13 protein-coding genes are annotated in these 24,860 nt (G+C 45.8%); 4 read left to right on the top strand and 9 right to left on the bottom strand.

The features are described 5' to 3' along the window. The 7 genes from ABDW16_RS16570 to ABDW16_RS16540 form a co-directional block, all read right to left on the bottom strand. Positions 1-1,345, bottom strand: a 1,345-nt coding sequence (locus ABDW16_RS16570) for a hypothetical protein (RefSeq protein ID WP_343671181.1), incomplete at its 3' end; no start/stop codon positions are given. A gap of 91 nt (positions 1,346-1,436) precedes the next feature. Next, a complete protein-coding gene (locus ABDW16_RS16565) occupies positions 1,437-2,513 on the bottom strand; it encodes a DUF5013 domain-containing protein (protein ID WP_343671180.1) in 1,077 nt (358 codons plus the stop codon). Positions 2,514-2,550: 37 nt separating this feature from the next. Further along, positions 2,551-4,197: a RagB/SusD family nutrient uptake outer membrane protein gene (locus ABDW16_RS16560; protein ID WP_343671179.1), complete on the bottom strand. Its 1,647-nt coding sequence runs from the start codon at positions 4,195-4,197 to the stop codon at positions 2,551-2,553. A gap of 13 nt (positions 4,198-4,210) precedes the next feature. Continuing rightward, entirely contained in the window at positions 4,211-6,982 is a 2,772-nt protein-coding gene (locus ABDW16_RS16555) for a SusC/RagA family TonB-linked outer membrane protein (protein ID WP_343671178.1), read from the bottom strand. 23 nt (positions 6,983-7,005) lie between these two features. Then, the gene (locus ABDW16_RS16550; RefSeq protein ID WP_343671177.1) at positions 7,006-8,688 is read right to left on the bottom strand and encodes a RagB/SusD family nutrient uptake outer membrane protein; all 1,683 of its coding nucleotides are present in this window, start codon (positions 8,686-8,688) and stop codon (positions 7,006-7,008) included. Between the two features lie 20 nt (positions 8,689-8,708). After that, on the bottom strand, positions 8,709-11,975 hold the full coding sequence (locus ABDW16_RS16545) for a TonB-dependent receptor (RefSeq protein WP_343671176.1): 3,267 nt from the start codon (positions 11,973-11,975) through the stop codon (positions 8,709-8,711). A gap of 325 nt (positions 11,976-12,300) precedes the next feature. Further along, positions 12,301-13,191, bottom strand: coding sequence for an AraC family transcriptional regulator (locus ABDW16_RS16540; protein ID WP_343671175.1), 891 nt, complete (start codon positions 13,189-13,191; stop codon positions 12,301-12,303). A gap of 121 nt (positions 13,192-13,312) precedes the next feature. Between ABDW16_RS16540 and ABDW16_RS16535 the strand changes: the two genes are divergently transcribed. Genes ABDW16_RS16535 through ABDW16_RS16520 form a run of 4 tightly spaced genes read left to right on the top strand, consistent with a single transcriptional unit; the run spans position 13,313 to position 21,785 of the window. After that, positions 13,313-16,621, top strand: coding sequence for a DUF5107 domain-containing protein (locus tag ABDW16_RS16535; RefSeq protein ID WP_343671173.1), 3,309 nt, complete (start codon positions 13,313-13,315; stop codon positions 16,619-16,621). 10 nt (positions 16,622-16,631) lie between these two features. Then, positions 16,632-18,014, top strand: coding sequence for a sugar porter family MFS transporter (locus tag ABDW16_RS16530; RefSeq protein WP_343671172.1), 1,383 nt, complete (start codon positions 16,632-16,634; stop codon positions 18,012-18,014). Further along, positions 18,011-20,818, top strand: a complete 2,808-nt coding sequence (locus ABDW16_RS16525) for a sugar-binding domain-containing protein (protein ID WP_343671170.1) — start codon at positions 18,011-18,013, stop codon at positions 20,816-20,818. Before ABDW16_RS16530 ends, ABDW16_RS16525 begins: the two co-directional genes overlap by 4 nt. Positions 20,819-20,858: 40 nt before the next feature. Further along, on the top strand, positions 20,859-21,785 hold the full coding sequence (locus tag ABDW16_RS16520) for a hypothetical protein (protein ID WP_343671169.1): 927 nt from the start codon (positions 20,859-20,861) through the stop codon (positions 21,783-21,785). Between the two features lie 8 nt (positions 21,786-21,793). On the opposite strand, the gene ABDW16_RS16515 is transcribed toward ABDW16_RS16520, so the two are convergent. Together ABDW16_RS16515 and ABDW16_RS16510 are read right to left on the bottom strand one after the other, a co-directional pair. Continuing rightward, a complete protein-coding gene (locus ABDW16_RS16515; RefSeq protein WP_343671168.1) occupies positions 21,794-24,343 on the bottom strand; it encodes a TonB-dependent receptor in 2,550 nt (849 codons plus the stop codon). 87 nt (positions 24,344-24,430) lie between these two features. After that, complete coding sequence (locus tag ABDW16_RS16510) at positions 24,431-24,811, bottom strand: LysR family transcriptional regulator (protein ID WP_343671166.1); 381 nt, start codon at positions 24,809-24,811, stop codon at positions 24,431-24,433. Positions 24,812-24,860: the final 49 nt, after the last annotated feature.

The following is a 24,860-nucleotide window of genomic DNA, read 5'->3' as shown; positions in this document are numbered from 1 at the left end:
ATAGTGATGGTCTGTTGGTAGGTGTATTTAGTGGTTGGGGAAGGGTGTCAAACAGTGATGGTCTGTTAGTAGGTGTATTTTGTGGTTGGGGAAGAGTATCAAACAGTGACGACCGTTTTCCTGATGGGAATGTGTCCAGCGAAAATGGTATAGGCCCCGGGTTCGAATTACCTCCAGGGGTGTTTTTAGGTGGTGGCAGGAATGGCAGGGAAGACCTGGTTTGTGGTTGAGGTATCAATTTCTTCTTTTTCACCTGGGGTAGTTTTTCTTCAGACTCTTCGCTTTCCTCGTTTGAAGTTAAAGGACTCTTTTCCTCCGGAGAAGGAAATTTTGAATATAAGGTTTCAATGGCACTTTTTCTATCTTCAGTCATAGAAACGCCGTATTTAGTACCGCTTCTCAGCACTTCTTCATGCAGTAACCTGGCCGTATCCGTAATGGCTGCCTTTATCTTCGTATCATCCATCTCTGCTGAAATACTGATTAATTCCTCTACCAGCTTTTCACGGGTTTTGTCATCAAATTTATCCATAGATATATGTTCCAATATATCATTTACATGATGTAAAACCATTTCTTTGCTACTCACCAGGTCGTTATCCTTATATGCCTTTGCAGCTTCTCCTTTTTTCTGCCACAGCGACAGGAGCTTATGATCTTTCGCCTCAACAATTGCATTTAAACTGGTGAATAATTCCGGAATACTGTATTTCTCCAATTCCTCAATCTTGTTCTCCACTGTTTGGGGCCGGTCTGTTAACTCTTCCCTTAATTTTATATGTTCATGGTGTGGATGTCCATGCATCAGCAGCTCATGTAGAATCGTACTATGAATTTGCGGGTGAGATAAATCATACCGGGTCTGTAATGTCATACCCGCGCCATCAATCTTTTGCTTATAAATGTAGATGTTTAGCTCTTTTTTGGGAGCGGAAGTCAGGTGACTTACGTCTAACTGTCCTTCGGGAGTTGTTGCCAGTGCATCAATAACAGCAGGAACCTCCGGGTTTTTGGTTTTGCCAATGGCGGTTTTAGCAGTTTGGTTAGTATTTGCAAGAATAAAATTTACATTCAGTCCGTCGGTTTGTATTTCTGTTATTAATTCTTTCATTTCAGGACTTGAATTGACCAGTGATTGCAAGGCCAGTTCTACAGTGGCCTTCCATTGCTCTGCTATTTCCGTGGGCACCTTTTCTGAATCGTCAGGCTCCACATCGAAGGCGGCTTTTCGCTGAATGGGGAAGCCTGTTGTGGAGGCAGCGGGATGAGAGATGCCTTTGATAGCCGTATGATGAGCAACAGCGGAATGGCCGGGGGCGGTTTTTTGAGGGGATAATTGTTTCATAGTATAGACAATATACTAAAAATTGGGGAGAATCCACAGGCTAACAATAACCGGGCTGTCCCCAAAAAACATAAGACAGCCCGGTTATCTCCTACAAATGCTTCGGATAATTCAACAACTTCACACTATAAATCTTAAACCCCTGCTGATCCTGTACATAGTTCACCGCAAAACCCACCGTCACCTTTCGCTCTTCTGTTAATGTAAACGTAATCTTCGGAGCACTGAACAATGTATAATGAATCGTCGTATTCCCATTTATATCCCCATAATCCGGAATAGTATCTAATCCCGGTGCCACTACTATATAAGTCGGATCTTTTGTTCCCTGCCAGTCCAGGTTCGATACATCAAGCGTATAAGTGCCTGCCGGCAGCGCACTACTGGTAGTTTGCCAGATCTTGCCGTTATGTATAGCCGGTGATCCCCAGCCGCTTTCCATGTCTATCGTACCTCCTTCATCACTCGCATACCCCCCATAACCATCATGGCTTTTGGCGGCTGTGTTGGCGATCCAGTCTGTTAGCGTACCCCAGCGGCCACCGGAGTGCATACCGGCTACAGTGAATGGAGTAGAGGTGTTTTTGAGATATTGGGAAGAGATGTCTTTTGATGGACCTATTACCAGCGCATCTACATCTACTATTACGATAGTAACAGCTGCATTGGCTGCTATTGCATATTTTCCTGCGCTTTGCAGGCGAACTGCCAGTGCCAGTTTTTTTCCTTCATAGTCAGAAGATTTGAGCTGGTCAATATCGAGGGATAACAAGAAGTTCCCCTCACTTTTTCCAGCAGGAACATTGACAGCAGCAGGAAGGGTATAAAGCCCGGCAGGCATCAGTAATGTATTGGCATCCAGGATATTATTAAACTTCAGAAGATTAATAGTGTCAGCATCGGTGACAATATTGACAGTATATCCTTCTGATTTGTTCGTACTGGACTGCGCTACGCCGAGAATAATATTGAGCTTTTTGGCAGCGGCGTCAATGGCATAATTATAAGTGGAAGAATCTGTACCGGTAGGTACAGGATAGTTTGCACTGATGCCACCGGATACATTGAGCGCCTGTGGCATGTAAATATTCGGAATACCATAGGTGTCCTTGTCTTTTTTACATGCCCATAATAGCGATAAAATGAATATGATGATAGACTGTTTCATGAAATTAAATTTCTACCTGTGAAAAATGAAATAATTATTACCAACCCGGATTTTGCACCAGCACTCCCTTCGAAATGCTCACCTCCGTTTGCGGAAATGGATAATAATACATCTTCCCGGCATCAAAAACCCGCTCTTCCACCGTAAAGGTGGTATATACCCCATTATTCACTTTCACGCCTAAAAGCGGCTTATTTAACGCCGTTCCCGCATCCTTCCACCTCAGCAGGTCCCAATACCTGTAATCCTCAAATGCCAGTTCTATCCTTCTCTCATGTTTTACAGCAGTCCTGAACTCGTCCTGGGAAGTAGCGGTCACCGCCGGCATATTTACCCCCGTACGTGCCCGTACCATATTAATCGCCGCCCGTGCAGTCAACCCATACCCATTATCATTATCCGGACCGTACGCTTCATTCATCGCCTCTGCATATTCCAGCAATACCTCTCCATATCGCATAATCACCCAATGGTGCGTAGCCGTTCCTCCCTGCACCAGGTTCAACCCATCATTCAGGAACTTTTTCAGGTAATACCCCGTTCTGCTCGCATTTGTATTTGCCATATCATCCGTACCCCCAGGTGCCTCATTGATGACCCTGTTATTCCAGGTACTGCCATTCGTCACCACGCTCATGCCCAGTCTTGGATCCCGGTTCGCATATGGATTGGTCGGATCAGGGGTACCTGTGTATTCATAATCAGCCACCAGGTTCTCAGAGGGTGTCACCCCGCTCTGACCACCGGAAGTACTGATAGGATAGTTCACCGTTTCCATATAATGGTTGGCTGCCTGCCTGATTGCCAATATCGTTTCACCACTGCTTAATGTATTACTTTGCAAAAAGTATTTCCTGTAGTCTGTCGATAAACTGTATATCCCCAGGGCAATGACATCATGTGCCGCCGCTGCTGCCAGCTGCCATCTGTTCACATCCCCGGTTGTATTGTGCAGGGGACTGGCCCTAAAGAGCAAGGCTCTTGCTTTCAACGCCAGTGCCACGCCTTTTGTAAACCGGCCATCGTAGTTGGAAAAGGAAGACGTCTTCCAGTTCACCTGCAAACTGTCTTTATAGAGTTCTACTTCGTTCACTACAAAGTTCAGCACACTATCATAAGTAACCGCCGGCATAATTGTATTCTCATTCGCATTCAGCACTCTTGTCACCAGTGGTACGCCGCCATATCTTTTAGACAATTCAAAATAGAAATATGCCCTTAAGATATGTGCCTCCGCCCTGTACCATGCCACATTCGCGACATCATTTTTGTAACTGATAGCCCCGGCGGCAGAGATCGTATCCCTGTTAGTGCCTAAGATATCTTTGTAATTCACGGAGTGCTCCAGGAAGTAGTTCGCCGCCCTGATCCCCATGTAATAGCTATTGTAATAGTTATCCGGGTTAGTGGTCGCATTCCAGCTTCCCTGGTTAAAGAGCTGTGCGGCGGAGCTGCCGGATGTTTGTTCCGCTTCGTCTGTAGCCGCTGCAAAGAGGTTATCATCCAAAGCCAGAAAGCCGTTCCTGATATATGCATACGGCGCATTGGCCAGCGAAATGAGGGTGCTGTAATCCGAACTGATGGTCTTATCTGTTTCGGATGAATCTATCTTCGTATTCAGAAAGTCTTTTGAACAGGCACTCAGCACCAGCAAAATGATTATATAGCATGTTAGTTTTTGCATGATGGTCATTTTATTAGTTAAAAGAAACACTGAGTCCACCGACGTACGACTTCAGCCCAGGGTATCCTATCGGTGTTTCCGGATCAAAGTTGTAGTCCCTTAGTAGCTTGCTGATGGTCACAGGATTGGTGGCACTCATGAACAGGCGCAAACGGCTCAGGTGTGCTCTTTTCAGGAATGCCTCTGGCAAAGAATATCCTACTTCTATATTCCTGATCCGCAGGTAATTGTTTTTCTTTATCCAGAAAGTGGAATTCCGGTAGTTATTGGTATTTGCCTGTGTAGTCAGGCGGGGATAAGTAGCACTGCTCCGGGTATCAATGCCTTCTGCGGGGTAATAAGCCCAGGCACCTTTGGCGATTGCAAAGGCATTGTTATTGTTCACGAAAGCCAGTGTCTGGGTCGTAGCATTTAGCATATTGAAATCTGCACCTGCCCCGCCCTGGAATAAAATGGCCACGTCAAATCCTTTGTAATCCAGCGATGCATTGAATGCATAATACAAGGATGGATAGGCCGGATGCCCGATTTTAGTCACATCATTCTGATCCACGAACCCACTGTTGTCAAGATCTTTGTATTTCAGATCGCCTGGTTGTACCGCACCAAACACAGGTACGGGTTGTCCTGATTTAAGGCTCCCATCTGCATTGAAATCTTCCACCTGGTAAAACCCTTCGGCTATCAGACCTGTAGGTGTACCTGTAGATAAGCCCGTTGTTTTACTAAAACTGTTCACAGGGGCAATTTCTGCTTTGTAGTCTACCTTGTTCTTGTGATACAGCATGCTGCCGCCTACATGATACCCCAGTCCTTTCCAGGTATCATGGTAGTTCACCGTGAGTTCAAACCCCCTGTTCGTCATCTTCCCGATGTTCTTAAACATCAGCGATGTACCGATCGTTGCGGCATAACTTGCCATATCGTAAGTAATAATGCCGCTCCGCTTATCCATGTATGCGTCTGCTGTGATGTCCAGTTTTTTAAACAGGGTCATATCAAAGCCTGCATTGTATTTCATACTATGCTCTGCAAAGATGTCCGGGTTGGCAATATAGGTAGGTGCGATAGCGGTGTTGGAATTCAAACTGGTCACCCCGGTATAAAATGCGGTGGATGTACCATAATACTGCTGGTAAAGATACCTTCCCTGTGCAGAGTTTTCATTCCCTGATTTGCCGGCAGAGGCCCTGACTTTCAGGTATAAAGGATCGGTTAATGCAATCCATCCTGCAGATATGGCCGGATAGAAACCATGGTTATGCCCCATGGCATAATTATCTGAACCACTATACCCAAAACCGAAGCCCAGCATATACTTTTCACGGTACCTGTAATCGATGGTACCTCCCAGGTTGGTATAGTGATGAAAGATGTTATTGCCTGTATTATATCCTGAACCATTGAAATTACCATTCCAGTCTTCAATATAATTACTCGCAAAATAATTCACCAGCGCATGCACAGCATGGGGGCCAAAAGTACGGTCATACCCCGCGCTCAGGTTCGCCTGTTTCCAGTCGTACTGGTTCGTGGGCACACTGGCACTGGCTACGATGTCAGAAGTGATATCAGTAGTGGTTTGTACACCATTGTAATACCGCGCATAGGTGGCTGTTTTGCTGGCAGAGCTCCGGGTCCATGTATTGAAACTCACCGCTTCATTCAGGTATAACCCGGGCGTAATGAAATCCAGTTTTTCCTTCAGGTTAAAATTCGCCTGCAATGTTCTGTCGTGTGTGGATGCCCAGCCCAATGCTTTCAGCGATGCCACCGGGTTGTTGGGGTAGATGGTAGTACCTGACCAGTTGCCCGTTTCGTCTTTCACCGGGTATACATTGGAAGGGTATACGGCCATATTATTCCACAAATTTGGCCCGTTGAAGTTCGGATAGCGCCTGTCTTCAATACGGCCACCCAGGTCTACTTTTGCTTCGAATATTTTGAAGAAGCTAAAATCCAGGTTGGCCCGCAGGTTAAAGCGCTGGATCTGTGCATTCGAAGTAGTGGCATTGGTCTCCACATTGTACAAACCCTGGTTCTTCATATAATCTACAATGAGTGCATAGCGGGTAGTGGTATCGCCGCCACTGAAGGTGATATTCGCATCTCTGAATACAGCGTTCTTTTTCAGCACTTCATCGAACCAGTCTATATCAGTACCGGTACCATTTTTATAGGCATCCAGCTGGGTATTGGTATACTTAGGTGTATATATATACTGATGGCCATTCACGGCATAGAGGTCATTGCTCACAGCCTGGTTGTAGAGACGTGCATAGTCGTAAGACCGCAATGGCTTGTTGATATGTTCTGCCTGTTGAACGCCATTTCTGACCTGTACCTGTACAGTAGGTTTGCCTGCACGGCCTCTTTTAGTGGTGATCCAAAGTACACCATTTGCCCCACGCATACCAAAGGCAGCGAGTGCGGCGGCATCTTTATACAATGTAACGGAGGCAATTTCTACAGCCGATAAATATTGGAAGTAGGTATTATTGACCTGGAATCCATCCACAAATATGGCAATGTCATTATTATCGTAAGTACCAATCCCTCTTATTACAAAGCTGGCATTGTCATAGCCCGGCTCACCGCTGGCTTGTTGGGTAATGATACCCGGCAGGCGGCCGTAAAAGGTATTGGTGATGTTGGCTGCCGGTGTCTTGTACAGTTCCTCTCCGGATACCTTTGACACGGATGCCGTAGGTATCGAATCAGGAACGGATTGCGCCAGCACTTTACCGGAAAAGGCCAGCATATATAGCAACGTTCTGTAGCGCATGTGTAGTAATTTTTAAAGCGTGATTAGTAGCCGGGATTCTGAACCAGGGTACCCTTGTTGATTTCCGTTTGCGGAAAAGGATTGAGGAACTGACGGGGTGCCCAGAAGCCCAGGTACATCTTACCATCATGATAGTCCGTATTACCTGTCATTTTTGATCCTACATCATTGTTAAAATGCAGGGTGCGGATCACGCCGCCTATCAGGCCATTACCGATGTCTGCTCTTTTCCAGTGCTTGATGTCATGCAGCCAGTAGTTTTCGTCGAAAAATTCAGCAGCCCATTCCCGCTGGATAATGGCACGCAGTTTCGCAACGTCCGTTTCTGTAATAGCAGGCAGGCCGGCACGCTGGTGAATAATATTGAGCTTAGCGAGGGCATTGGCGGGTTGCCCCATTTCATTGTACGCTTCTGCTGCTGATAAGTAATAAGCTGCGAGGCGAAAGATGGGGAACTCAAACCAGTTGCGGGTGCCTGCCTTGTAATAAAACTTCACAGGTACAGCGGCTACATTCATGGCCCATTGAAACAGGTTGGAATTCGCCCAGTTATTATCGTTCGGGTTGTTCCAGGTATCTATTTCCCATGCTTTGAAACTCGCTTTGAAACGAGGCTCCATGGCCTGCATACGGGTGGTATAGTCAGAGAAGGCAGTAGTGGCCGTGGGCCATACCTGGTCGGTACCATCTGCTTTGTAATAGTTCTCGAGATAACTGGTGGTTAAGCCATTCCCATAGGCCTGCCAGGTATGCATGTTGTAAAAGGTGTTCATGCTGCTGCCGCCGGCGTCGTATTTAAAAGCCAGGATGATTTCAGCATTGGCAGGGGTGGACGTTGCGGTACCATAGTCATCCAGGGGATTGCCTGTGTTGATGATTTTAATACCAGCATTGGTCTCCGCTTCTTTGATCACCGCTTCGGCGGCGGTGGCGGCAGTTTGCCAGCGGGAGGCATCTGCATTGCCCATGCAGATCAGCTGATTGCTGGCGCCTAAATCGAGATAAGGGGTAGCGGTATTGAAGAGCGGGCGTGCCGCATACAACAATGCCTTTGCTTTGATGGCCAGGGCGGCGGACTTTGTCATACGGCCTGTCCAGGTCGAAGGCCATACAGATGGTAAAATAGCCGCAGCGGCATCGCACCAGCTGCTGATAGAGTCCATCACCTCTGCCACAGGTGCACGGGGAATGTTCAGGTCATCGTTTACAGTCAGTGCTTTGGTCACGATAGGAACACCGCCATACATGATCACCATCTGTTCGTAGGTGTAGGCGATGAGAGCCGTCATTTCTGCCTTCACAATGGTCTTGTCAGCACTCGTCATGTCAGTGACCTTGTCGATGTTTTCTTTGACCAGGTAGGCTTGCCTGATAGCAGTAAAGTTGTAAGCATAGCCGTCCATGTCTTCCGTATTGCCGGTGGCAGTGAGACCGGTACTGGTGGCAATGCCATAACCCCATGTCCAGGAGAAGCCGTAAGTGAGGGCGCCGGAAATATTGTCCTGGATGAGTGAGTTCCAGTTACCCTGGTAGGGCAGCCCCTGACACAGAACTTTCTTATAGGCGTTGGCGATAGCTCCCTGCGCTTTGATGGTCGTAGAGAATATCGAATCTGTTGTTGTTGTATTAGAAATGGGCATTTGCAGAAAGTCCTTCTGGCAGGCAAACAGCAATAGCACCATGCATATGATATAGTAAGGTTTCATCCCGAATAATTTTTAATGAATCAGAACTGGATATTAGTACCGAAATTGAACGTGCGGGTCAGCGGGTACATATATCCCATACTATTCTTGCCATCATCCGCCAGCTCAGGGTCAATACCTTTCATCACTTCTTTGCTCCATGTAATGAGGTTGTTACCATTGGCATAGAACCGGATACTGCGAATATGCGCGCGCGTGAGTAACCCCCTGTCCTGGATGCTGTAACCTATTTCCAGGTTCTTGAGGCGCTTAAAGTTGTTAGACTTGAGCCAGAAGTCGCTGAACAGGTTATTGGGTCCCGAACCGCTGAAAGAGAAGGATGGATAGGTAATCTTTTCGCCCTTGTCATACTTCTCCTGTGTCCAGTGGCCATCGTAGTAGGGTTGGAATACAGCGCCTACATTTTTGGCAAAAGGAGTGCTCAGCACATAACCGGATTGTGGGAAAGAACCCTGTGCCGTACCGATGAAGAGGGCAGAGATATCGAAACCTTTATAAGAGAAACCGATGGTCAGGTTGTAAGCAATCCGGGGCAGGTTAGAGTAGCCGATAGGCACCTGGTCTTTGGTATCAATGATGCCATCGCCGTTGATATCCTTATACCGGATATTGCCCAGCCTTGCCTGGTTGCCGTTGGTGTTATACGGGCGGTTATTCAGTTCTTCAGTGGTGTTGAAGAAGCCATCCCAAACATAGCCTTTATACTGATCGATGCTATAACCTGTCTGGTTCATCCATGGGTACTGATAAGAAGGCTCTGCCATGTATTCAATCTTATTCCGGGCGTAGGAGAAGTTGCCCCGCAGGAAGTAAGTAAGATTGCCGATATTATCATTGTACCCCAGTTCTATTTCATACCCCTGGTTGCTCACGCGACCGATGTTGGCAGGTGGTACGATGGAGGAGGATACGCCATAGGTAGCCGGTATGGTTTGCAGGTTCACAAGGATGTTATTCCTTTTTTCCCTGAAGATGGTACCGGAAAGGGTCACCTTATCTTTCCAGAAACGCAGGTCAGCGGCCAGGTTCAGTTTCTTTGCACGTTCCCAGGTCACTTCAGGATTACCGAGGGTGGTTTCGCTTGCGCCTGAGAAGTAAGGGTTCGCATTGCTGCCATTGCTGTTGCCAAAATAGTACCCGCTGGTGCTGGATGACCATGCATTGGGCAGGTACAGGTACCGGCGTTTTTCCAGCCGGTCACTACCTACTTCTCCATAGGAGCCGCGGAGTTTGAGCCAGGTGAGCACATTGTTTTTGGGGAAGAAAGGTTCTTTTGTCACAACCCAGCCGGCAGATACTGCGGGGAAATACCCGAAGCGGCGCTTAGGGGCGAAGTTTTCAGTTCCATTTAACCCCATATTGAATTCCAGCAGGTAGCGTTCATTGAAGTTGTACGTAACGCGGCCTACTAAGCCCATCAACCCGGAAGGTGTGTTATAGGCAAGATCGTGCGCGGTATACTTTTGGGCATTACCCAGGAATAGCGCGGATATGTTGTGATTGCCAAAGCTGTGTGCATAGTCAATCGATGCTTCCAGGTATACTTTGCGCCAGGCGCCGTTGCCCCAGTTGTCGGAAGTATAGTCAGGGTTTAACTGACCACCAGCCAGCACGATATTGTTAGGATTATTGGGATCACGCATAGCTTTGTAAAGTGGAATGCTGGTCTGTTCGTAGAAGCCTTTCGTATAACTGTCATCGTAGGCGATCTTTCCACTCAGGTTCAGGCCTTTGGTGATGTAGTCCATCTGGTGCTTCAGGTTCACGGTGCTGGTGAGGGTAGTGATATACTGATTCAGTACGCCGGCGCCAAGGAAATCACTGATAGGAGATACTCCACTGCCGCCCTTGTCTACCAAGGGGTTGATGCCATCGCCGGAGGTACCGATAAACCCATTTACCAGTTTACCATTCACGAAGTTAGGCCCTACGAAGGGGCTGCTTTCAAATATCTTCTGGATAATGAGCTGGTAGCGGTCGCCCTGGTCGTTAGAGCTATAGCCGCCTGAGGGCACGTGACCAACGGTTGACTGACCCGCCAGGTTCACACTGATCTGGAAGTTTTTGAATACGTCGATGTCGAAGTTCGAACGGAAGTTATAGCGTTTGAAATTGGAATTCGTATTGGCACCGCCGTAGTTGTAGTCATTAAGGATCCCCTGCTGATGGTAATAACCCAGCGAAGCAAAATACCTTACTTTTTCCACCCCGCCGGAGATGTTCATGTTATATTGTTGTTGTTGCCCCTTTCCGCCAAATATTTCCTTGAAATAGTTGTGAGAGGTATAGTACAGGGCGGGGCTGTTGGCCAGTGCCTGTCTGTCTCCATTTCCGATTTCAAGGTTATTGATTTCATCCTCGGTATAGTCCCTGTTGTTTTTAAACTTCCACAATTCTTTGTCAGTGAAGAGCAGGTTATCAAAGCTGCTGTTGCCGGCGGCTTCCGCATTGCGCACACCTTCGTTGCGGAAGAGGGCGTACTGATAAGAGTTGAGAATGGGCAGGAGGGAGGTGGCATTTGTAAAACCTCCATTGGCGGTAAAGCCGAAGGTGGGTTTATTGATTTTACCTCTTTTGGTGGTGACGATGATGACACCGTTGGCACCCCTGATACCGTATACCGCGGTGGCAGAAGCATCTTTCAGAATAGAGATGCCATCGATTTCGTTCGCATCCATGGCATTGAGTACTACATAGGGTTGTTCTGCGGGTTGCTGGATACCATCGATCACGATGAGCGGGTCCTGGCCATTCAGGGTCGCAATACCGCGGATGTGGATGGTGGCAGCATTCTGACCGGGTTCACCACTGGCCTGTACGGCGCTGATGCCGGAGGCACGGCCTACGAGCATATTGGTGATGTTAGAGACCGGCGTTGAGACAAGCTCTTTGCCGCCTACGGTAGAGATGGCGCCGGTGACGGTAGGTGCTTTTTGCTTGCCATAGCCGACTACGACCACTTCACCGAGGGCTTTGTCTTCGGTGACGAGGTTCACGTTAAGTACAGGACGGGCGTTGACACTCACCTCCTGGCGGTGATAACCGATGAAGGAGAAAATGAGGGTAGCATTGTCTGGTACAGTAATTTTGAAATGACCGTTTTCGTCTGTTTTGGTAGCGATGTTGATATTATTCTTCTGGTAGATGCTCACGCCAATGAGAGTCTCATTGCCGGAGCGTACCGTACCGCTTACAGTAAGGGGGCTTTGCCCGTGGGTGGTGGGTAATCCTATCAGTTGAAGCAATAGGAGGGCTACCGACCATTGTAAGAGTAGTCGTTTAATCATGGATGTAGGAATTGGTTTTACTAAATGGAATCCCCTTTTAATAGTGTATTGCAAACGTTTGCATCATTCTATAATAAAAAAAGGCCAGGCTGGAACGTAATCGTTTACATTTCTTTTCATAATAAAACAGTTTTTCGCGTGGGTGCAATAAAGGATGTTGTCCCTTGGGTGAATGAGAGTAATCGTTTACAATTGTTTTCATAACTACAGTTGGGTGATGCTGGGTGGAAAAGTATTGTGAAAAATGGAGAAGGAGTTTACGGGAATTAACAAAGAGTGACCGGATTTTAGCCGATGGGGTTGCTAAAATGATTTAGTCGGGTAATCAGTCTATTCTTTTTTCCCTATACTCATTTGGTGAAATTCCCATCACCTTTGTAAACAACCTTGAAAAATAAGATTGATCCTCTATCCCCAATTCATACGCTATTTCCTTTATTCTTAATTTGGTAAACAAAAGATACTGACAGGCCTTCTGTACTTTCAGATGATTGAAATATTCAATAGGCGTGAAACCGGTTTTCTTTTTAAATACATAACTGAAGTGAGACGGAGACAGGTTGACCGAACGGGCCATATCCTCCACGGTTAGCATGCTGTCCAGGTTCCTGTTCAGGAAATCAATTGCTATGTTGTGACTATCTTCCTGGCTTACCGACCATTGATGGCTCTCATTCTTTGGAAATAAAAATGAACCCAGAAAATGTAGCAGGCACATATTAGAGTAAATAAGATGATCAATGCTATAGCCGCGCTCAAGATGATGATATATCTCATCAAAAAGTTGTAGACTATGATCATTATAGTGTTTAAACCCCTTATAGCCATTATTCCTCGTCAAAAACATTTCAGTTATCGCATCGGCAGCTGTCCCTTTAAAATGTATCCAGTAAATAGTCCATGGATTCTCTGCATCAGCCATATAGGAATGCGCCACTTTCGGGGGTACAATAAAGAAATCTCCCCCTTCAATAGTATAATGGTCTTTTTTAATGGAAACAACTCCTTTGCCTTCTATACAATAGATGAAAATATACTGGTCTGAACCATGTAATCGCTCCCGATAATGAAATTTTGCTTTCGGATAATATCCGATATCAGTCACATACAAATGGCCGATGATGGAATTGCCGGCACATTGGCTGGAGATAATCTGCTTGGGAATCACTATGGCCTTTTGCCCCTGAAAACCCTCCTTTTTTCGCTGCATATTCATGAACGTCATTTTTATATCCTCAAATCGTAGAATAATCCATACTAATCCAAAGTTAATCCATAATTTATTCCAGCGGCATGATTAGTTTTGATGACAATTATACACAATTAGCATCAACGTTATGGAACACCACGTTAAGGTATGGAAAGAGGTGGTTATGATACCTACCTATGCTATAGGTAAACCGGAAAAAAATCCCATGTTTCTGGAAAAGCGGGTTTACCAGGGAAGTAGCGGCGTCGTCTACCCCCATCCCGTAATTGAAAAGATCTACGATGAAAAAACAGATAAAGCCTACCAGGCAGTTTACCTGGAAAACCAATACCTGAAAATCATGGTGCTGCCCGAACTTGGAGGCAGAATACAGATGGCCTACGATAAGGTAAAACAACGGCATTTTATTTACTACAACCAGGTCATTAAGCCAGCGCTGGTCGGCCTTACCGGTCCCTGGATCTCCGGCGGGATTGAATTCAACTGGCCGCAACACCACCGCCCATCGACCTTTGAACCTGTCGACTTTACCATTACCGAAAATAAGGATGGCAGTAAAACAGTCTGGGTGAATGAAGTAGAAAGAATGTTTCGTACTAAAGGTATGGCAGGGTTTACTTTGTACCCCGACAAGGCATACCTCGAAATTCAGGGCAAACTGTATAACCGTACACCATTCCCACAAACCTTTCTTTGGTGGGCCAATCCTGCCGTAAAAGTAAATGACGCTTACCAGACCATATTCCCGCCTGACGTACACGCCGTATTCGATCATGGCAGGCGGGATGTATCGGCCTTTCCCATTGCCACAGGCACTTATTACAAAGTGGATTATTCCCCGGGTACAGATATCGCCCGTTACAGCAATATCCCCGTTCCTACTTCCTATATGGCAGTTAGTTCCAGGTACAATTTTATAGGTGGTTACGAGCACGATTCCAATGGTGGCCTGCTCCACATCGCTGACCATCACATCGCTCCCGGCAAGAAACAATGGACCTGGGGCAATGGGAAGTTTGGTCAGGCCTGGGACAGACAGCTAACCGACGAAGACGGACCCTATATTGAGCTAATGACCGGTATATATACCGACAATCAGCCGGATTTTAGCTGGATACAGCCCGGGGAGGAAAAGACATTTACACAGTATTTTATGCCCTACAGGGAGGTCGGGGAAGTGAAGAACGCTTCCAGGGAAGCTGTTATAAATGTTGAATACAAGGATAAGAACGCCACCGTAAAAGTATACGTAACATCCGCATTCAGCCATTTACAACTTGCCTTTTCCGTTGGCAGGAATATACTATGGAGTCAGACCTTTTCCTCTTCACCATTCAATCCCTATATCGGGGAAGTTTCAATTGATCCCGGTATCCCTGCAGAAGATATAATGGTCACTGTCACCGATCTGCAAACCGGCAAACAACTGGTATCTTATCAAAAAGAAAAGGAGCAACCACTGAACATTCCGCCGCCAGCCGCCGCAGCCCTGAAACCGGCAGATGTTGAAAATAATGAACAGCTATTTTTAACCGGCTTGCACCTGGAACAATACAGGCATGCTACTTACCTTCCTGCTGACTATTATGAAGAAGCGCTGCGCCGGGATCCGAAAGATGCGCGATGCAATAATGCCATGGGACTTTATTTGTTGCGTCGCGGGCAGTTCGCAAATGCCGGACAATATTTGCAACAGGCTGTCAACACACTTACCCAGCGCAATCCCAACCCTTATGATGGGGAAGCCTATTACAACCTGGGCTGGGCATTAAAGATGCAGGGAAAAACGGAGGCAGCATTTGACGCTTTTTATAAGGCCATATGGAATGATGCCTGGCAACATGCAGGATACCTGAACCTTGCACGAATTGCTGTTATGCAACATGAGTATGAAAATGCATTGCAGTTTATTGAGAAATCATTGATTCGTAATTATCACAGCCATACCGCACGACACCTCAAAACGGCCCTGCTCCGAAAGCTGAACCTGGCAGCCGAGGCACTGATACTGGCCGAAGAATCCCTGGCCTTAGATCCGTTCAATTATGGTTGCCTGTTTGAAAAATATTTGTTGTTGCAGCATGCGGAGCCCGTTCTGGAACAACTGACAACTATCAGCCGTAACTGGGACCATAACTTTATAGAGTACGCACTTGACTATGCCCATACCGGATTATATGACGAAGCCATTCAATTTTTAATGGTCTATAAAAACGTCAACCCGCCGCATACATTAGTAGCATATTATCTTGGATGGTTTAATTACCAGGCTGGGCACCATCAAACTGCCGAAGCACAGTTCAAAACAGCTGCCACGCTGAGCCCCGACTTCGTTTTCCCAAACAGAATTGAAGACCTGCTTGTGCTGCAAACAGCCATTGATATAAATCCACGGGATGCAAAGGCATACTATTATTTAGGTAATTTCTGGTATGACAAGCGCCAATACAAAGAGGCCATTGAATGCTGGGAACAGTCGGCAAAAATAACGGCAGACTTTCCAACAGTTTTCCGGAATCTCTCACTCGCATATCACAACAAACTAAATGATGAGGAACGAGCATTAGCTGCATTGGAAAAAGCCTTCCAGCTTGACAAAACAGATGCCCGGGTATTGATGGAACTCGATCAGTTGTACAAAAAGCTAAATAAAAACCATATAGACAGGTTGAAATTACTGGAAGCAAATATGCCGCTGGTAATGGAGCGCGAAGATCTTTATCTCGAAAGAATTACCCTGTATAATCAATTGGGAGACCATGAACAGGCCAGATCGTTGATTGCTGATTTCACTTTCCATCCCTGGGAAGGAGGAGAAGGAAAGGTGGTAAATCAATATTTAATCGCCCATATAGCACTGGCCAAAAAAGCAATGGGTAACCATCAACCCAGGGAGGCCCTGGCCCTGCTCATGGCCGCTGAAAATTATCCCGACAATCTTGGAGAAGGAAAATTATATGGCACCCAGGAGAACGATATTCACTATTGGAAAGGCATGGCGCATAAAGCGCTGCAACAGCCTCAGGAAGCCAACCACTATTTTGAATTGGCGACCCGGGGCATATCACAACCGGTACAGGCCATTTTTTACAACGACCAGCAACCAGACAAAATATTTTACCAGGGACTTGCATGGCAGGAATTGAACCAACCTGATAAGGCAAATAAGATCTTCCAGCAATTAATCGATTTCGGCATGCAACACCTGCATGATAAAATAAGCCTGGATTACTTTGCCGTATCCTTACCTGACCTGCTGGTATTTGAGGTGGATCTGGACCTGCGCAACCATATTCATTGCCTGTACCTGATGGGGCTGGGTTACCTGGGCCTTGGTCATGGATATGGAAATAAAACACAGCAATTATTTGACCAGGTGCTGCAATCAGACAATAACCATCAGGGTGCACTCATACATAAAAAAATGATCCCCTAAACTGATTCATATGGCCACAATCATTTCTCACAGCGATGTTGCAGGAACCCATTCACCAGGATATCGCTTTAACACATTTTATATTTTAGGTATTTCATTTATTTCAGCCCTCGGCGGTTACTTATTTGGATTTGACTTTGCAGTCATATCAGGTGCATTACCTTTTTTGCAAAAGCAGTTTTTGCTAAATGCATACTGGGAAGGATTTGCAACAGGTAGCCTGGCATTGGGTGCCATAGCAGGATGCGTAATAGCAGGCAATATTGCTGAAAAATATGGCCGGAAACCGGGCCTGCTCCTGGCGGCCGGTATCTTTACCATATCCTCTTTACTAATGGCAACAGCAACAGAAAGAGACTTTTTTATTATGGCCCGCTTTGTTGCAGGTATCAGTGTCGGTATGGCTTCCATGTTATCTCCTATGTACATTGCCGAAATTTCTCCTGCCCGTTTACGGGGCCGTATGGTTGCTATCAATCAGCTAACCATTGTACTCGGCATACTAATCACTAACCTGGTTAATTATACATTAAGGAATAACGGCGAGGATGCATGGCGTTATATGTTTGGCTTAGGGGCTGTGCCTGCAGTATTGTTTTTTGCCGGCGCACTGTTATTACCGGAAAGCCCCCGTTGGTTAGTAAAAACCGGTAGGATTGGGGATGCCGCTGCTGTGCTTAACAAGATAGGCGGGAATGACTTTGCTGCTGCATCCATGCAAAGTATTGAAGACTCATTACAGCATACTACAAAAACCAATTTCCGGGCTATTTATAACAGCGCAGTTTTACCGGCTGTGCTGATAGGTATTGGACTAGCCGTTTTTCAACAACTATGTGGTATTAATGTCGTTTTCAACTATGCGCCAAAAATCTTTGAAAGTATTGGCGCATCACAGGATGATCAACTGCTACAAACCGTATTTATAGGTAGTGTAAATGTCGTTTTTACACTGCTGGCTATGTTGCTGGTAGACAAACTGGGGCGGAAGCCATTGATGCTGATAGGAGCGGGTGGCCTTGCCGTATTGTATGTTGTGGTGGCAAATATGCTGGCTGCAGGTTCGACGGGTGTAGCCTGGTTTTTACTCTCTGCCATCGGTATATATGCAATGTCACTGGCACCGGTAACCTGGGTATTGATCTCCGAAATATTCCCCAATAAGGTAAGAAGTACAGCCACTACCATTGCAATTATTTGCCTTTGGATCGCTTATTTTATTTTAGTATTTACATTCCCTGTATTATTTGAAAAAACAGGGAACAGGTCTTTTTATATTTATGCAATTATATGTGCAGTGGGTTTCCTCTTTGTTTTGCTTAAAGTAAGGGAAACAAAAGGCAAAACGCTTGAAGAGTTGGAAGGTATTATCACAAAGAACTCAAGTTTATGACAAAACAAATAGTCATTTTATTACACATAGTGCTATTGGCTTTTATTACTGTGGCATACGCACAGGGCACAGATCAGATTCCCCTTGCAGGTGAATGGCGCTTTCAGGCAGATCCGGCAGATCAGGGCATCACTGATAAATGGTTTACAGGGAAACTGAAGGAAACTATTAATTTGCCCGGTTCTATGACCTCAAATGGTAAAGGAAACGATATAGATTTAAATACCCCCTGGACAGGAGAGATCGTTGACTCCTCTTATTTTTTTCAGCCACAGTATGCGCCCTACAGGGCCCCGGGAAATATAAAAGTACCCTTCTGGTTACAACCATCAAAATACTATAAAGGCGCTGCCTGGTACCAAAAAACGATAACAATACCAGCATCCTGGGCCAACCGGCACCTGGAATTATTTATAGAAAGAAGCCATTGGGAAACCACCGTATGGGTAGATGATAAATGGGTAGGGAAGAAAAACAGCCTGGGCACTGCCCACGTTTTTGATCTTACCGGTTTGTTACAGGCAGGTGTACACCAGCTCACCATCCGCATAGATAACCGGGTAAAAGACATCAATGTAGGGCGGAATTCACACAGCATATCAGATCATACACAAACCAACTGGAACGGTATGATCGGTCAGTTATTTATCTCCGCACGATCTAAAGTGTTTATTGACGATATACAATTGTTCCCGGATGTGATCAATAAAAAGGTGCGGGTACAGGCGTTGATAAAAAACACCACGGGTGCGCCTGTCACTACCACCATCCGGCTAAGTGTAAAAGGGAAACACCTGACGACGCCTATTACAGTGCCCACCGATAGTTTGCTCTTTGATACTACTTATGATATGGGTGATAAACCCTTGCTGTGGGATGAATTCCATCCCAATATATATACCATGAAGGCAAGGCTAGGCAATGATGAGACCAGTAATACTGATTTCGGTATGCGGGAGTTCAAAGCAGAAGGCCGGGAGTTAACTATCAATGGCAGAAAAGTTTTTTTAAGAGGAACGTTAGAATGTGCTGTTTTCCCACTTACAGGGTATCCCTCCACAGATATAGCATCCTGGCAGCGTATTTTCAAAATTGCCAGATCTTATGGACTCAACCATTTGCGATTTCATTCATGGTGCCCGCCCAGCGCGGCATTTCAGGCGGCAGACCAACTGGGTTTCTATTTGCAGATTGAATGTTCATCATGGGCCAATAGCGATACCCGGATAGGTGATGGAGCGCCCATCGATCAATATATCTATAATGAGAGCGAAGCAATTGTAAAAGCGTACGGTAATCATCCTTCTTTTTGCATGCTCACCTATGGTAACGAGCCAGCAGGAGAACGATACAAAGAATACCTGGCAGAATTTACAAACTACTGGAAGAAAAAAGACGCCCGCAGAATTTATACAGCAGGTTCCGGATGGCCTGTTATTCCGGAAAACCAATATAATGTTACACCCGATCCCCGTATTCAGGCATGGGGCGCCGGATTGAAAAGCATCATCAACGGACAGCCGCCCAGATCAGACTATGATTGGTCTGGTATAATTAAGAACTGGCAGGTGCCAACAGTCAGCCATGAAATTGGACAATGGTGTGTATATCCTGATTTTAAAGAAATTGAAAAATACAAGGGTGTTTTAAAAGCAAAGAACTTCGAGATTTTTCAAAATATGCTCAACGAAAATGGAATGGGCCATTTGGCAGATAGCTTCTTGCTGGCATCGGGCAAACTGCAATCCTTATGTTACAAAGCAGATATTGAAGCTGCCCTGCGTACCCCCGGGTTTGGCGGATTTCAATTACTGGGATTATGTGATTTTCCGGGACAGGGAACTGCACTGGTAGGCGTATTAAACGCATTCTGGGAAAACAAAGGGTATATCACTGCAAAAGAGTTCAGCAGTTTTTGCAATTCAACTGTGCCGTTAGTAAGACTTCCCAAAATGATTTACCTGAATAATGAAAAATTGTCTGTACCGGTAGAAGTGGCGCATTATGGTGCAGCTACCATCAAAAATGCAAAACCTGTATGGAAACTGTCTGATGAAAATGGCAGGGTGTTGTTCAAAGGGGAACTTAGGCAAACCGATATTCCGCTGGGCAATTGTTTCCAGCTGGGTGAAATAAAACAGGACCTGCAGTCCATCCGGCAACCGTCAAAACTTACATTAACAGTTGCTGTTAACGATTTTCAAAACAACTGGGATATTTTTGTATACCCTGCCGCAAAACCTGTTTTAGACAATAAAATACTGGTCACCCAAACGCTTGACGAAAAGGCGGAAGCATTCCTGCAAAATGGCGGGAGTGTACTACTTACATTAAAACAAGGTACCCTTAAAAAAGACTATGGCGGTAACATAGCCGTGGGTTTTTCAAGCATATTCTGGAACACAGCCTGGACGCATGGACAGCCACCACATACCTTAGGAATACTCTGCACGCCTGGTCATCCGGCCTTTCAGGAATTTCCAACCCAGTATTTCAGTAACTGGCAATGGTGGGATGCAATGAGTCATTCTAATGTAATTATCTCCGACTCGATCGCCAAAAATCTGTCACCTGTTTTAAGGGTGATTGATGATTGGGTAACAGCCCGATCGCTGGGATTATTATTTGAATGCAAAGTGGGTAAGGGTAAGTTAATGTTGTCTGGCATTGACTTTATTTCAGATGCGCAGCAGCGGATTGAATCAGCACAACTGCTGTATAGTCTGGAAAAATATATGGCGGGCGATGCTTTTCATCCATCAGTAGAGGTGGCCGTGGATAAGCTAAAGGCATTGACGCTTTAAGCAGGAAATATCATACTTTCGCTTATCTAAATTCCACGCTATGATTACCATATTTCATCCACGTATCCTGCTATTTTCCCTGCTTATCTGCTTACAGGCTTCCGCACAGCAAAGCATGGATACCATCAGTTATATTCAAACACTTGATATCAATACCGGAAAGATAGATACCATTCTTACCGTAAAAGACCATTTTGAAGCGCCTAACTGGCATCCGCACAACTACCTTATTCTCAACAGCAGGGGTAAAATCTATCAATTAGATCTCAGCTCCGGGAAGTTGGTTTTGATTAATACCGCCTTCGCTGACCAGTGTAATAATGATCATGGCATATCTCCGGATGGTAAGTGGCTGATGATTAGTCATAATGACAAGCTTGATTCGTCTTCTAAACCCTACAAGTCCGCTATCTACAAAATGGACATTAACGGCGGTGTACCGCAAAGAATTACATCGCAGGTTCCATCCTTCTGGCATGGCTGGTCCCCCGACGGGAAAACGATCGCTTACTGTGGTGAACGTAACGGGAATTTTGATATTTATACTATAGGGATAGCAGGTGGTCAGGAAAAACGGTTAACGCAGACAGACGGCCTGGATGACGGTCCTGATTATTCTCCTGACGGGAAGTACATTTATTTTAATTCTTACAGAACCGGGCATATGCAAATCTGGCGTATGCTGGCCGATGGCAGTCAGCCGGAACAACTCACCTTCGATTCGAATTCCAATTGGTTTGCACATCCTTCTCCTGACAATAAGTGGATTGTATACATTGCTTATACTTTAGATCAGCAGCAGAATCATTTATTTGGTAAGGATGTCAAACTCCGGCTGCTGAATCCTGTCACCAAAGCAGTCAAAGACCTTACCCCGGTATTTTACGGTGGGCAGGGTACTATTAATGTACCTTCGTGGAGTCCTGATAGCAGAAAAATTGCTTTTGTTAGTTATAAGGTGATATAGCTTCTGTTTTATAAATTAATTGTCAGGCTGGAATAATAAAACCCTCCGATTGACGGCCCCCCGGTAAAGGAGTAATAATAATGATTCAGCAGATTGGTAGCTCCTAATTTAATACCTGCTTTAGATTGCAGTAACTGGTATTGTACCTGTGCATCCACCGTTCCATAAGCGCTCACATTGCCTGTGGCAAGTGATGACTGCCATAGGTATTTGCTTTGCCACCTGTAGTTAATTTCGAAACCAAAGTTTCTGACAACTGCAGGATTACCAATTTGCAAATTATACATCCATGAGGGCGTATTGAATCCATCTTCCAGTCCATCGTTCTGGCTGGTGCGTTTCAACTTCGCCATTGTCACATTACCGCCTATTGTATAATGATGAGGAAGGGTGTAGGAGATACCCAATGTACTCCCATAGTTATGGCTCACTGTTTTTGAATTTGTCCAGAGGCGATAGCGAGCCTGCGACTGCCTGTTATTCAACGCATACAGCAGGCTGTCTGGAGACGAATTCCCGGGTATATTCGCTTCTACCTGGGCCATCAGGTTCTTATATGTGTTATAGTAAAAGTCGATATCTATCGCTAACCTGTTGTCCAATAAGGTGGTGCGGTAACCGCCTTCCAGTCCTTTCACAGACTCTGGTTGTAAATAGGTATAAGTGTTCTTTTTGAGCAACCCCTGGTTTTTGGCCATCGCCTCATCCAGTGTGAGACCATTGTTGTTGATGTCATTGGTATTCGCAGCCTGGAAGGCGTCAATAGAGGCACGGAGGTAGCTGTTTTCAAATATTCCGTGAGACATAACCGGCAACCCGCCAACTCTTTTCACACCTCCACTGTTGATATTTGAAAATGCTTCAAATAAACTTGGAAACCTGTACCCCTGCTGAAATGCGAGGCGAAAATTATGCGCAGGCACCGGAGAGTACACCAGGGCAATGCGGGGATTAAATTTTGCAGAGAAGTATTGGTTTTTGTCTACTCTCAGTACAGCATTGATCTTGAGTCGATGGGCCAGTAATAATTTCGACGCCTGGATGAATCCGCCCAACTTCCAATAGACCAGGTCTTTGCCGTTATTTTCAGGATTGATAAAGTAATTTCCATCCGGTACTACTACATACCGCCTGTAGTCTGCGCCATACATAATGGACAGTTGATGATCTGTCTGGAGACTGGTGAAAATGTCATCTGTAAGATTATGCTGCATCTCTGCATGGTACATGGCAGATTTAACACGTAATGCAGCCCCCTGGTCCCAGTTATTTATATCCCGGAGTTTGCTGATCAGGGAGTCTGCCCGGGCAGAATGGGGGGCAGGCCGTCCGGCATCGGCGAAGTTACGGGCTGCCTGCATGGCTGTATTCACATCGGCACCATTGGCTGTAGCGGTGTTGAACTGGTTAGAGAAATCAGAGAACCAGTTGTTATCTGTTTTAAAGCTGCGGTCTACGTTTTCTGCCATCGAACGGATATTGTATGAGTTGCCCGTATTCTCCGTGTTTACATATATTCTGGCCTGTATAGAGCTGGTCTTTAAGGTCAGGCTATGCTGGGTGGTCACATAATCGTCCAGGCGGAAGCGATTAGTACGTTGGTAGATAGTATTGGTATGAGCCCCCCGGAAGGTGTAGGATAAAGTGGTGTTCGTGTTGAATTTATACGCCAGCGTTGCATCTCCTTTAAAATTTTGCAGGCTATAACTGGCCATGTCTTTTTCTGCATAGCCTGTTCTGCTCACCACGTATTGCTTGCCGCCTAATGTAAGTGTTCTGCGGTTAGACGATTCATCTGCATATATGTTTACACGATCGCTTCCGGGGTTGTTGGCTCCCGTCAACCCTGTGGATGTATTGGCATTTGGGTTCAGATCCATCCGGTTATCGGCATACCAGTCAGTTCCCTGGTTATAGATGAAATTGACCTTAAATGCGAATTTATCCTTAAAGGCTTTTGCCACGCGAATAGCCGATTCGGTATAAATGGCAGCGCTGTGTTCCCGGTCTCCAATGTGGTTCATCCCCGTTTTTTGAGAGATGCTCAATCCCTGGCTGTTAAATGGGTCTTTGGTAATAAAGTTGGCCGTACCGTTGATGGCATTCATACCATACAATGCGGAGGCGGAGCCGGGCACAACTTCCACACTGCTGATGTCCAGGTCGCCGGGGCCAAGGGCATTGCCTATTGGAGCGCCAATGTGAGGAGCCTGTATGTCGTCGCCATCCACCATCTGCACGAACCTCACGTTTGTAGTATTGGTGAACCCTCGCGCGTTGATGACTTTAAATCCAAGACTGGGGGTAATCATTTGCACCCCTTTCAGATTTTCGATGGCATCAAAGAAAGAGGGTTGTGCAGAACGCCGGATGTCGCCGGAAGACAGCTTTTCAATGCTTACCGGCGCCTGTAATATCTTTTCATGGGTACGGCTGGCCGAAACGACAATACCTTCCAGTTCCTGGGTTTTTATACTGTCTGTTGCCTGTTTTTGCTGCGCAATGCCTGTACAATAAAGTAATATGATAGTGCTGGTGATCAGGTAAAACTTATACATGTAGGTAGCGTTATGTATTCGTGTAAATATCGGTTAGATGATAATACCAGGATTATGGAAAACAAACGAATGATTAAGGATATCAAATTATTTGGCGGCTTTCAATCTTTTGCTTTCTTCCGTCAGAAAGGCAGTGAATCTTTTCCTTAGTTCACGGTGATAGTTAATCAGCGCCCATCCGGCTTCCGTTACGATGGATCCGCCTCCTTTTTCGCCGCCTGCCTGGGGAATCACTATTGGGGTAGCGGTATAAGCATTCAGGTTATTGATCAGCACCCATGATTTTTTGTAGGACATACCCATTTCTGCGGCAGCTTTACTGATAGAGCCGGTATCGGCAATGCGTTCCAGTAGCTCTATGGGGCCGGGGCCAATGAAATGGGTACCGTTGCCTGTTTCAATCCAAAGGCTACCGTTTACCAGGGAATGTTCGCTGCCTTTTAGAATTTTATTGATAGGATTTTCCATGATGCTGTTTTAGGTTACCTTCCGGGTGTGATTATTTTCCTGCTGTCAG

It is taken from the genome of Chitinophaga sp., from assembly GCF_039596135.1.
In the GTDB taxonomy this organism is placed as follows: Bacteria; Bacteroidota; Bacteroidia; order Chitinophagales; family Chitinophagaceae; genus Chitinophaga.
Note: the sequence above shows the minus strand (reverse complement) of the source record. Positions and strands in the feature narration are given on the sequence as shown.

What these genes read in the sequence shown, in the direction of transcription:
- ABDW16_RS16555 (WP_343671178.1), bottom strand. Translation starts at nt 6,982, where the DNA reads ATGCGCTACAGAACGTTGCTATATATGCTGGCCTTTTCCGGTAAAGTG.
- ABDW16_RS16515 (WP_343671168.1), bottom strand. Translation starts at nt 24,343, where the DNA reads ATGTATAAGTTTTACCTGATCACCAGCACTATCATATTACTTTATTGT.
- ABDW16_RS16560 (WP_343671179.1), bottom strand. Translation starts at nt 4,197, where the DNA reads ATGCAAAAACTAACATGCTATATAATCATTTTGCTGGTGCTGAGTGCC.
- ABDW16_RS16525 (WP_343671170.1), top strand. Translation starts at nt 18,011, where the DNA reads ATGACAAAACAAATAGTCATTTTATTACACATAGTGCTATTGGCTTTT.
- ABDW16_RS16530 (WP_343671172.1), top strand. Translation starts at nt 16,632, where the DNA reads ATGGCCACAATCATTTCTCACAGCGATGTTGCAGGAACCCATTCACCA.
- ABDW16_RS16535 (WP_343671173.1), top strand. Translation starts at nt 13,313, where the DNA reads ATGGAACACCACGTTAAGGTATGGAAAGAGGTGGTTATGATACCTACC.
- ABDW16_RS16545 (WP_343671176.1), bottom strand. Translation starts at nt 11,975, where the DNA reads ATGATTAAACGACTACTCTTACAATGGTCGGTAGCCCTCCTATTGCTT.
- ABDW16_RS16510 (WP_343671166.1), bottom strand. Translation starts at nt 24,811, where the DNA reads ATGGAAAATCCTATCAATAAAATTCTAAAAGGCAGCGAACATTCCCTG.
- ABDW16_RS16565 (WP_343671180.1), bottom strand. Translation starts at nt 2,513, where the DNA reads ATGAAACAGTCTATCATCATATTCATTTTATCGCTATTATGGGCATGT.
- ABDW16_RS16520 (WP_343671169.1), top strand. Translation starts at nt 20,859, where the DNA reads ATGATTACCATATTTCATCCACGTATCCTGCTATTTTCCCTGCTTATC.
- ABDW16_RS16550 (WP_343671177.1), bottom strand. Translation starts at nt 8,688, where the DNA reads ATGAAACCTTACTATATCATATGCATGGTGCTATTGCTGTTTGCCTGC.
- ABDW16_RS16540 (WP_343671175.1), bottom strand. Translation starts at nt 13,191, where the DNA reads ATGAATATGCAGCGAAAAAAGGAGGGTTTTCAGGGGCAAAAGGCCATA.